Source organism: Streptomyces sp. NPDC096079 (assembly GCF_040303145.1).
Classification (GTDB): Bacteria; Actinomycetota; Actinomycetes; order Streptomycetales; family Streptomycetaceae; genus Streptomyces.
The window spans coordinates 276,422-286,087 of record NZ_JBEOST010000010.1 but is presented as its reverse complement, the minus strand read 5'-3'; the positions used below and the strand labels follow the sequence as shown (position 1 = coordinate 286,087).

10 protein-coding genes are annotated in these 9,666 nt (G+C 75.0%); 8 read left to right on the top strand and 2 right to left on the bottom strand.

Translation table 11 applies throughout. The features are described 5' to 3' along the window. The first annotated feature begins 270 nt into the window (after positions 1 to 270). Positions 271 to 1,077, top strand: a complete 807-nt coding sequence (locus tag ABTY59_RS22155) for a tetratricopeptide repeat protein (protein ID WP_352020738.1) — start codon at positions 271 to 273, stop codon at positions 1,075 to 1,077. 66 nt (positions 1,078 to 1,143) lie between these two features. Here the strand turns inward: ABTY59_RS22155 and ABTY59_RS22150 are convergent, their stop codons facing one another. Next, positions 1,144 to 2,439 (bottom strand): DUF1015 family protein, encoded by a 1,296-nt coding sequence (locus ABTY59_RS22150; RefSeq protein WP_352020723.1) that lies wholly within the window; start codon positions 2,437 to 2,439, stop codon positions 1,144 to 1,146. Positions 2,440 to 2,516: 77 nt separating this feature from the next. Here ABTY59_RS22150 and ABTY59_RS22145 point away from each other — a divergent pair, with 77 nt between their 5' ends. Then, complete coding sequence (locus ABTY59_RS22145; RefSeq protein ID WP_352020722.1) at positions 2,517 to 3,590, top strand: HAD hydrolase-like protein; 1,074 nt, start codon at positions 2,517 to 2,519, stop codon at positions 3,588 to 3,590. A 111-nt stretch (positions 3,591 to 3,701) separates the two neighbouring features. Further along, positions 3,702 to 4,568: an ABC transporter ATP-binding protein gene (locus ABTY59_RS22140; RefSeq protein ID WP_352020721.1), complete on the top strand. Its 867-nt coding sequence runs from the start codon at positions 3,702 to 3,704 to the stop codon at positions 4,566 to 4,568. Between the two features lie 9 nt (positions 4,569 to 4,577). On the opposite strand, the gene ABTY59_RS22135 is transcribed toward ABTY59_RS22140, so the two are convergent. Then, positions 4,578 to 4,925, bottom strand: coding sequence for an SCP2 sterol-binding domain-containing protein (locus tag ABTY59_RS22135; protein WP_352020720.1), 348 nt, complete (start codon positions 4,923 to 4,925; stop codon positions 4,578 to 4,580). 42 nt (positions 4,926 to 4,967) lie between these two features. Between ABTY59_RS22135 and ABTY59_RS22130 the strand changes: the two genes are divergently transcribed. The 5 genes from ABTY59_RS22130 (at position 4,968) to ABTY59_RS22110 (ending at position 9,594) form a co-directional block, all read left to right on the top strand. Further along, positions 4,968 to 5,231 (top strand): hypothetical protein, encoded by a 264-nt coding sequence (locus ABTY59_RS22130; protein ID WP_352020719.1) that lies wholly within the window; start codon positions 4,968 to 4,970, stop codon positions 5,229 to 5,231. 7 nt (positions 5,232 to 5,238) lie between these two features. Then, entirely contained in the window at positions 5,239 to 6,054 is an 816-nt protein-coding gene (locus tag ABTY59_RS22125) for a TlyA family RNA methyltransferase (RefSeq protein WP_352020718.1), read from the top strand. After that, positions 6,051 to 6,974 carry an NAD kinase gene (locus ABTY59_RS22120; protein ID WP_352020717.1) on the top strand — a complete coding sequence of 308 codons (924 nt, stop codon included), beginning with the start codon at positions 6,051 to 6,053 and terminating at the stop codon, positions 6,972 to 6,974. The genes ABTY59_RS22125 and ABTY59_RS22120 overlap by 4 nt, the downstream gene beginning before the upstream one ends. A 95-nt stretch (positions 6,975 to 7,069) precedes the next feature. Then, positions 7,070 to 8,812, top strand: a complete 1,743-nt coding sequence (gene recN, locus ABTY59_RS22115) for a DNA repair protein RecN (protein ID WP_352020716.1) — start codon at positions 7,070 to 7,072, stop codon at positions 8,810 to 8,812. Next, positions 8,809 to 9,594 (top strand): hypothetical protein, encoded by a 786-nt coding sequence (locus ABTY59_RS22110; RefSeq protein ID WP_352020715.1) that lies wholly within the window; start codon positions 8,809 to 8,811, stop codon positions 9,592 to 9,594. Before recN ends, ABTY59_RS22110 begins: the two co-directional genes overlap by 4 nt. Positions 9,595 to 9,666 lie beyond the last annotated feature (72 nt).

Here is a 9,666-nt window from a genome sequence, read left to right as displayed (position 1 = left end):
CAGCGTGACGACCGTCGTGACGAGCGTCCCTCGTCGTTCCGCCGGGACGACCGTGGCGGCGACAACCGCGGTGGCGGCTTCCGCCGTGACGACCGTGGCGGCGACCGAGGTGGGTTCCGCGGCCGCGACGACCGTGGCGGCGACCGTGGTGGATACCGTGGCCGCGACGACCGTGGTGGCGACCGCGGTGGATACCGCGGCCGTGACGACCGGGGCGGTTTCGGGCGTCGTGACGACCGCGACCGTGGCGACCGCGCGCCCATCAAGCGTCTGCCGATCCCGCCGGAGGTCACCGGTGAGGAGATCGACCCGGACGTGCGCCAGGAGCTGATGAGCCTCCCCAAGGGGCTCGCCGAGGACGTCTCGCGCAACCTCGTCATGGTCGCCCAGCTGATCGACGAGGACCCGGAGAAGGCGTACGGCTACTCCCGGGTCGCCCTGCGGCTCGCGTCCCGCGTCGCCGCCGTCCGCGAGGCGGCCGGCTTCGCCGCGTACGCGACCCAGAAGTACTCCGAGGCGCTGGCCGAGTTCCGGGCCGCCCGCCGGATGAGCGGCGGCGTGGACCTGTGGCCCGTCATGGCCGACTGCGAGCGCGGCCTCAACCGGCCCGAGCGGGCCCTCGCCATGGCCGGTGAGCCCGAGGTGCAGAAGCTCGACAAGGCCGGTCAGGTCGAGATGCGGCTCGTCGCGGCCGGCGCTCGCCGGGACCTGGGGCAGCTCGACGCGGCCATCGTGACGCTGCAGAGCCCCGAGCTCGCGTCCAGCGCCGTGCACCCGTGGACCGCGCGCCTGCGGTACGCGTACGCCGACGCGCTGCTCGCCGCCGGGCGTGAGCGCGAGGCGCGCGAGTGGTTCGCGAAGGCCCTGGAGGCCGACAAGGACGGTGCCACGGACGCTTCCGACCGTCTCGCCGAGATGGACGGTGTCGAGTTCGTCGACGCGTTCGACGAGACCGAGGACGAGGCGGACGCGTCGGGCCGGGCCGTGGAGGCGGACGTCGTCGACGTCGAACTGGACATCGACGAGGACGACGAGGACGACGAGGACGAGGACGACCGGGACGGCGACAAGGGCTGATCCGGGCCTGTAGCGAGAAGGGCGGCACCCGTCGGGTGCCGCCCTTCTTCGTTTCCCCGCCCGCGCTCAGTCCAGCGCCAGGCTCCTCAGGACCAGGCCCGTCGCCGGCTTCGGGCCGAAGGAGGTCGACTTGCGGGGCATCGTGACGCCCTGACGGGCGAGGTCGCGGACGACCTCCTCCCGTACCGGGTGCATGAGGACCGCCGTACCGCCGCGGCGTTCCGCCTGGGCGACCGCCGCCTCCGTGTCGTGGATGTAGGCGATGTCCTCGGGGGCGTCCGGGATGTGCCAGACGTGCTCCAGGAGGGTGGAGTGCAGGACCGTCGCGTCGAGGGTCCGCCAGGCCTGGGGGCGGTCCGTGCGGATCGTGCGGTCCAGGAGCGCCGGGTCCGGGCGGTCGAGGAGGTGGAAGGCGCCGTCGCCCGCGAGGAGGAAGGCGTTGCCCTCCTCCGTGGCGGCCGCGAGGGCCTCCAGGGCCGTGGGGAGCGGCCGGTCGATGCGGCGCACCCGGAACGCGTCGCCGAGGGCGGCGAGGGCGTCGGCGACCGGCAGCCGGTTGAGGAGCCGGTGGATGGCGCGGACCCGCAGCGGGTAGCGGGCTGTGTCGATCAGGAGGACCAGGCCGTAGTTCCAGGGGCCGGGCGCCGCGTGCTCCTCGCGCAGGCGCAGATACGTCGCCCAGCGGTGGTGGCCGTCGGCGATGAGGGCCTGGTGGCGGGCGAGTTCGCCGGCGATCGTGGCGAGTTCGGCGGGGTCCGTGACCGACCAGAGGCGGTGCTGGAAGCCGTCCTCCGTGGTGGTGGAGAGCAGCGGCTCGCGCCGGACGGTGCGCTCGATGACCGCGTCGGCGCCGCCCTCGGCCCCGCCGACGTAGGTGAGGAGCAGGGGCTCCAGGTTGGCGGCGGTGGTCCGCATCAGGGCGGCGCGGTCCTCGACGACGTGCGGCATGACGTCCTCGTGGGGGAGGACGAGGCCCTCGGCCGGGGTGGAGAGTTCCAGGGCGCCGATGACGCCGCGCTGGAGGATGCCGTCGCCCTGCTGCTCGTACACGTAGAGCGCGGGCTCCGGGTCCGGGGCGAGGACGCCGTCTGCGAGCCAGCGGTCGAGGGTGACGGCGGCCTTGCGGTGCCGGGTGCCGGCCGTGATCGCCTGCGGGAGGATCAGCCGGACGATGTTGTGGGGGTCCGCGGACTCCAGATGGAGCAGTCCGTCAGGTCGTACGACGACGTCGTAGGGCGGGGACATCACGGCGGCGAGGCTGCCGACCCGCTCGGGGACGTACCGGAGTCCCCGGAACGGGGCCAGGCGCAGGCCTGTGGTGTCGTCGCGGACGCCGTCGGCCGCGTGACCTGATGTGTTCATCCTGTCATCGTATGTGGGCGGGCATGGGCGATGATCGGAGGAGTGGGGGAATTCACCCCGTGATCTGAGGAGTGCGCGTGACGGTGCGGAGCGGCCAGGGACAGGCGGACGGCGGCAGGACGCGCCCCGGAGGCAGCGCGGTCGCGCTGAGCGAGGCGTACGACACGGCGCTGCTGGACCTGGACGGTGTCGTGTACGCGGGCGGGGAGGCCGTGCCGCACGCCGTGGCGGCGCTCGGGGCGGCCCGCGACGGCGGGATGCACCTGGCGTACGTCACCAACAACGCGCTGCGGACGCCCGGCGAGGTGGCGGAGCACCTGACGGAGCTGGGAGTGCCGGCGGAGGCCGGGGACGTGGTCACCTCGGCGCAGGCGGTGGCCCGGCTGATCGCCGACGAGGTCCCGGAGGGGTCCCGGGTGCTGGTCGTCGGCGGCGAGGGGCTGCGGGTGGCGCTGCGGGAGCGGGGTCTGGTGCCGGTGGAGTCGGCGGACGACGATCCGGCGGCGGTCGTGCAGGGGTACGGCGGGCCGGGGATGCCGTGGGCGCGGTTCGCGGAGGCGGCCTACGCGGTGGGGCGGGGCGTGCCGTGGTACGCCTCGAACACGGACCTGACGATTCCCGGGGCGCGGGGGATCGGGCCGGGGAACGGGGCGGCGGTGGAGGTCGTGCGGATCGCCACCGGGCACCGGGCGGAGCCGAAGGTGGCGGGGAAGCCGCTGCCGCCGATGCACCGGGAGACGGTGCTGCGGACGGGGGCGGAGCGGCCGCTGGTGGTGGGGGACCGGCTCGACACGGACATCGAGGGGGCCTTCAACGGCGGCGTGGACTCGCTGCTCGTGCTCACCGGGGTGACGGACGTGGCGCAGCTGCTCGCGGCGGTGCCGGCGCACCGGCCCACGTACGTGGCGGCGGATCTGCGGGGGCTGCTCACGGGGCAGCCGGAGGTCGTCGCGGACGGGGACGGTTTCCTGTGCGGGGGGTGGCGGGCCTCCGTGCGCGGCGGTGAGCTGGTCCTCGACGGTGTGCCGGGCGAGGGGGCCGATGTGATGGACGGGGTGCGGGCGCTGTGCGGGGCCGCCTGGTCGGAGGCGGACCGGCCGGGTGGGGGCGTGCCGGAGGCGGTGAAGGCGCTGGCGCTGCTCGGGGTGTGAGATCCCGCCACCCTGGGCAGAACGTGAAGTTGGATAGGCTAACCTAACTCCGCGTGGGTCGTGGTCGTCACCGCCGGACCCGACCACGGACGAGAAAGCGGGAGTGCGGGTATGGACGGTCGGCAGCAGCAGCGTCTGAGCGCGGAATCGGTCACCCTGGCGTACGAGCAGCGGGTCATCGCCCGCGAGCTGTCCGTCGCGATCCCCGACAACTCGTTCACCGTGATCGTCGGGCCCAACGCCTGCGGCAAGTCCACCCTCCTGCGCGCCCTCTCCCGGATGCTGAAGCCCACCGAGGGCCGTGTCCTCCTCGATGGGCAGTCGATCCACACGATGCCCGCCAAGAAGGTCGCCAGGACCCTCGGGCTGCTGCCCCAGTCCTCCGTGGCCCCGGACGGGATCACCGTCGCCGACCTCGTCGCGCGCGGCCGCTACCCGCACCAGGGGCTGCTGCGCCAGTGGTCCCCGGAGGACGAGCGCGTGACCCGGGAGTCCATGGCGGCCACGGGCGTCGCCGAGCTGGCCGACCGGTACGTGGACGAGCTCTCCGGCGGTCAGCGGCAGCGCGTCTGGATCGCGATGGCGCTCGCGCAGCAGACGCCGCTGCTGCTGCTCGACGAACCCACCACGTACCTCGACATCCAGCACCAGATCGACGTCCTCGACCTGTGTGCCGAGCTGCACGAGACGCAGGGGCGGACGCTCGTCGCCGTCCTCCACGACCTCAACCACGCGGCCCGGTACGCGACGCACCTCATCGCCGTCCGGGACGGCGAGGTCGTCGCCGAGGGCCCGCCGGCGCAGGTGGTGACCGCCGAGCTGGTCGAGCGGGTCTTCGGGCTGCGCTGCCAGGTCATCGACGACCCGGAGACGGGGACGCCGCTGGTCGTTCCGGCCGGACGCAAGGCGCGGGCCCGGACGGCCGTCCCGGCGCAGGCAGAGGAGCCGGTCGACCAGGAGCCCGCGCTGCAGAAGTGACGGCGCCGGTCAGAGCAGGGACCGGAGGCGCAGCAGATCGCGGAAGCCGGCCTCCAGCCTGACCCGGCCGGACGCCCAGGCCTTCGCGAAGTTCAGCTCGCCGTCCACCATCGCCACCAGGTCGTCGCCGGTCATCGCGAGCCGGATCTGCGCCTTGTCCGGCGGGGGGCCCGCGACCGTCCCGTCGACCCGGATCCGGCCCTCCGCGAGGCGGCCCGTGAACGTCGTGTCGAGGTCGGTGATGTGGCAGCTCAGGCTGCGGTCGAGCGCGGCCGCACCGCGCACGCCCTCGTCCGCCCGCGCGAGATTGTCCGAAAGTCTGTCCAGTGCGCCGCGGCACTCCGTGATCGTCGCCATCGCCGTCGACGGTACCCCAGGGCTTCGCGGTAGCGTCGTGGCATGAGCGACGCCCTCCCCGAAGCCCCGCAGGAGCGGGACCCCGCCCCGACGTACGAGCCCGCCGGGCCCGCGCCGCTCGGAGTCGCCCTGGAGCCCACCGGGCATCCCGCCGTCGACGCCCGCCTGGCGCGTCTCGCCGAGCTCGACCACCTCCCGGCGGACGGACACCTGGAGGTGTACGAGGATGTACACCGTGGACTGCGCGCCGAGCTGACCTCGCTCGACGCCCAGCCCGCCCCCCGTCCGTACGACAACAGGAGCTGAACCGAACGTGGCAGGAGTGGCACGCCGCCGTCTCGACGCCGAGCTGGTCCGGCGCAAGCTCGCGCGCTCGCGCGAGCACGCCAGCCAGCTGATCGCCGCGGGCCGGGTGACCGTCGGCAAGACCGTCGCCACCAAGCCCGCCACCCAGGTCGAGACCGCCGCGGCCATCGTCGTCGTCCAGGACGACTCCGACCCCGACTACGTCTCGCGCGGCGGCCACAAGCTCGCCGGCGCCTTCGCCGCCTTCGTGCCCAAGGGGCTGGAGGTCGAGGGCCGGCGCGCCCTGGACGCCGGAGCGTCCACCGGCGGCTTCACGGACGTCCTGCTCCGCGCGGGCGCCGCGCACGTCGTCGCCGTCGACGTCGGCTACGGACAGCTCGCCTGGTCGCTGCAGAGCGACGAGCGCGTCACCGTGAAGGACCGCACGAACGTACGCGAGTTGACGGTCGACGCCATCGACGGCGTCCCCGTCGACCTCGTCGTCGGGGACCTGTCCTTCATCCCGCTCGGACTCGTCCTGCCCGCACTCGCGGCCTGCACGGCGCCCGGCGCCGACCTCGTCCTCATGGTCAAGCCGCAGTTCGAGGTGGGCAAGGAGCGGCTCGGCACCGGCGGAGTCGTACGGTCCACCGAACTCCGCGCCGACGCCGTGAAGAACGTGGCCCGGCAGGCCGGCGAACTCGGCCTCGGGGTCCTGGGCGTCACCGCCAGCCCGCTGCCCGGCCCCTCGGGCAACGTCGAGTACTTTCTGTGGCTGCGGGCAGGCGCGCCCGCGCTCGATCCGGCGGACGTCGACCGCGCCGTGGCGGAGGGACCTCGTTGAGCTCAACGGCAGCAGCACCATCGGGAACTGCACGCACCGTCTTCCTGCTCGCGCACACCGGCCGGCCGGCCGCCGTGCGCAGCGCCGAACTGGTCGTCCTGGGGCTGCTGCGCTGCGGCATCGGCGTCCGCGTCCTGGAGGCCGAGGCCGCGGACCTGCCGCTGCCGCCGTCCGTCGAGAAGGTGCCGGAGGCCTGCTCCGACGCCCTCGACGGCTGTGAACTCCTCGTCGTCCTCGGCGGCGACGGCACCCTGCTGCGCGGCGCCGAGTTCTCCCGCGCGTCGGGTGTGCCCATGCTCGGCGTCAACCTCGGGCGCGTCGGCTTCCTCGCGGAGGCCGAGCGCGACGACCTCGACAAGGTCGTCGACCGGGTCGTCACCAAGGCGTACGAGGTCGAGGAGCGCATGACCCTCGACGTCACCGTGTACGAGAACGGCGACGTCCTGCACCGCGACTGGGCGCTCAACGAGGCCGCCGTGCAGAAGGTCTCGCCCGAGCGGATGCTGGAGGTCGTGCTCGCCATCGACGGACGCCCGGTGACCGGCTTCGGCTGCGACGGGGTGATCTGCGCGACACCCACCGGCTCCACCGCGTACGCCTTCTCCGCGGGCGGCCCCGTCGTCTGGCCCGAGGTCGAGGCGCTGCTCATGGTCCCCATCGGGGCCCACGCCCTCTTCGCCAAGCCGCTGATCACCACCCCCGAGTCGGTGCTCGCGGTCGAGGTCGAGCCGCACACCCCGCACGGCGTGCTGTGGTGCGACGGGCGGCGGACGGTGGAGCTTCCGGCGGGTGCCCGCGTCGAGGTGCGGCGCGGCGCCGTGCCGGTCCGGCTCGCCCGGCTGCACCACGCCTCCTTCACGGACCGGCTCGTCGCCAAGTTCGCCCTGCCCGTGTCGGGCTGGCGGGGCGCCCCGCACTGACCGCCCCGCACCGACCGCCCCGGCGGACCGCAACGAGTGGGACTCGGGAGGGTTACGCCCGGGGGCGATGTCGCATCGGACCCGGGAAACCTCGTATGGTCTGGGACGTGCTGGAGGAGATGCGGATACGGTCGCTCGGGGTCATCGACGACGCGGTGGTCGAGCTGTCGCCCGGCTTCACCGCGGTGACCGGTGAGACCGGTGCGGGCAAGACCATGGTGGTGACCAGCCTGGGGCTGCTGCTCGGCGGACGAGCCGACCCGGCCCTGGTGCGGATCGGCGCGGCGTCGGCCGTCGTCGAGGGGCGGATCAGCGTGCCCGCGGGCACGTCCGTGGCCGTACGCGCCGAGGAGGCCGGAGCCGAGCTCGACGACGGCGTGCTCCTCGTCAGCCGTACCGTCTCGGCCGAGGGCCGCTCGCGCGCCCACCTGGGCGGGCGCTCCGTGCCCGTCGGGCTGCTCGCCGAACTCGCCGACGAGCTCGTCGCCGTCCACGGCCAGACCGACCAGCAGGGCCTGCTCAAGCCCGCCCGGCAGCGCGGCGCGCTCGACCGGTACGCGGGCGAGGCCGTCTCCGTGCCGCTCGCCGCCTACGGCGAGGCGTACCGGCGGCTGCGCGCCGTCACCACCGAACTGGACGAGATCACCACCCGGGCCAGGGAACGCGCCCAGGAGGCCGATCTGCTGCGCTTCGGGCTCGGCGAGATCGAGGCCGTCGAGCCGCGCGCCGGCGAGGACGTCGAACTCGCCGCCGAGGCCGAGCGGCTCGGCCACGCCGAGGCCCTCGCCTCCGCCGCCGCGCTCGCGCACGGCGCGCTCGCGGGCAACCCGGAGGACCCCGAGGCCGTCGACGCGACGACCCTCGTCGCGGGCGCGGGCCGGGCCCTGGAAGCCGTACGGTCCCACGACCCGGCGCTCGCCGGGCTCGCCGACCGGATGGGCGAGATCTCCATCCTGCTGTCCGACGTGGCGCAGGAGCTGGCCGGATACGCCGACGACCTGGACGCCGACCCGCTGCGGCTCGCCGCCGTCGAGGAACGGCGGGCGCTGCTCACCCAGCTCACCCGGAAGTACGGCGAGGACATCGCCGGCGTCCTGGCGTGGGCGGAGGAGAGCGCCGGGCGGCTCGGCGAACTCGACGGCGACGACGACCGCATCGAGGAGCTCACGGCCGAGCGGGACCGGCTGCGCGACGAGCTGTCGGTGCTCGCCCAGCGGCTCACCGACGCCCGCACGGAGGCGGCGGACCGGTTCGCCGACGCCGTCACCGCCGAACTCGCCTCGCTCGCCATGCCGCACGCGCGCGTGTCCTTCGCCCTCGCCCAGACCGAGGACCCCGAGGGCGTCGAGGTCGGCGGCCGGCGCGTCGCCTACGGGCCGTCCGGCGCCGACGAGGTCGAGCTGCTGCTCGCCCCGCACCCCGGCGCCCCGCCCCGGCCCATCGCCAAGGGCGCGTCCGGCGGAGAGCTGTCCCGGGTCATGCTCGCCGTCGAGGTCGTCTTCGCCGGGGTCGACCCGGTGCCGACGTACCTCTTCGACGAGGTCGACGCGGGCGTGGGCGGCAAGGCGGCCGTCGAGATCGGCCGCCGGCTCGCCAAGCTCGCCAAGTCCGCGCAGGTCGTGGTCGTCACCCACCTCCCGCAGGTCGCGGCCTTCGCCGACCGGCAGCTCCTCGTCGAGAAGACCAACGACGGCTCCGTGACCCGCTCCGGCGTCACCGTCCTGGAGGGCGAGGAGCGCGTCCGGGAGCTGTCCCGGATGCTCGCGGGCCAGGAGGACTCCGAGACCGCCAGGGCCCACGCGGAGGAGCTGCTCGCCGCCGCGCGGTCGGACGCGTGACCCGGGGCGTGGGCCCGGCCGGTCCGCGGCCGGGTGGCCCCGGGCGGTCCGGTCCCCGAACGGGTGGTCTCGGGCGGGTCGGCACCTTCGCCGTCGCCTTCGGCGCGGCCCGGCTCGCCTACGGGCAGCTGAGGCGGCGGCCCCCGGGCGACCCGTCCGGCTGGGAGCGGACCAACCACGTCGGCCGGCCGGTGACCCTGCTGGCCGGCCCGGCCGTCGCGTTCGGCTCGGCCGCCGCCGGCCTGACCGCCGCTCCCGCCGCCTCCCTCGCCGTCGCCGCGGCGGCGCTGTGCGGGCGCTACGACGACCTGCGCGGCGACCACCGGCGCGGGTTCCGGGCGCATCTGGGGGCGCTGCGCGACGGCGAGGTGACCAGCGGGGCGGTGAAGCTGCTCGGCATCGGAGCCGCCTCCCTCGCCGCCGGGGCCCTCCTCCAGGAGAAGCCCGTGGACAAGGTCCTCGCCGGAGTCGTCATCGCCGGCACCGCCCACCTGGTGAACCTCGTGGACGTACGGCCCGGCCGCGCGGGCCTCCTCGTCCTCGGGCTCGCCGCGCCGGGACTGCTGCGGGGATCGCTCGCCGCCGCGCCGATGGGGGCCGCGGCCGCGCTCCTCGGCGACGACCTCGGCGAGCTGACCATGCTCGGCGACACCGGCGCCCACGCCCTCGGGGCCGCCGTCGGCAGCGCGATCGCCGCCTCCAACGGACGACCGGGGCTCGCCGCGCACGCGGCCGGTCTCGTCGCCGCCGCCCTCTGGGGGGAGCGGGCCGCCTCCGTCTGAGGCGCGAGGAGGGGCGCGGGGGAGCGGCCGGAGACCCCGCGCGCTCACCCGAGTGGGTGAACCCGTGACGCG

Coding starts and splice junctions, on each gene's coding strand:
- ABTY59_RS22150 (WP_352020723.1), bottom strand. CDS start 2,439: ATGAACACATCAGGTCACGCGGCCGACGGCGTCCGCGACGACACCACA.
- ABTY59_RS22130 (WP_352020719.1), top strand. CDS start 4,968: ATGAGCGACGCCCTCCCCGAAGCCCCGCAGGAGCGGGACCCCGCCCCG.
- ABTY59_RS22140 (WP_352020721.1), top strand. CDS start 3,702: ATGGACGGTCGGCAGCAGCAGCGTCTGAGCGCGGAATCGGTCACCCTG.
- ABTY59_RS22135 (WP_352020720.1), bottom strand. CDS start 4,925: ATGGCGACGATCACGGAGTGCCGCGGCGCACTGGACAGACTTTCGGAC.
- recN (WP_352020716.1), top strand. CDS start 7,070: ATGGTCTGGGACGTGCTGGAGGAGATGCGGATACGGTCGCTCGGGGTC.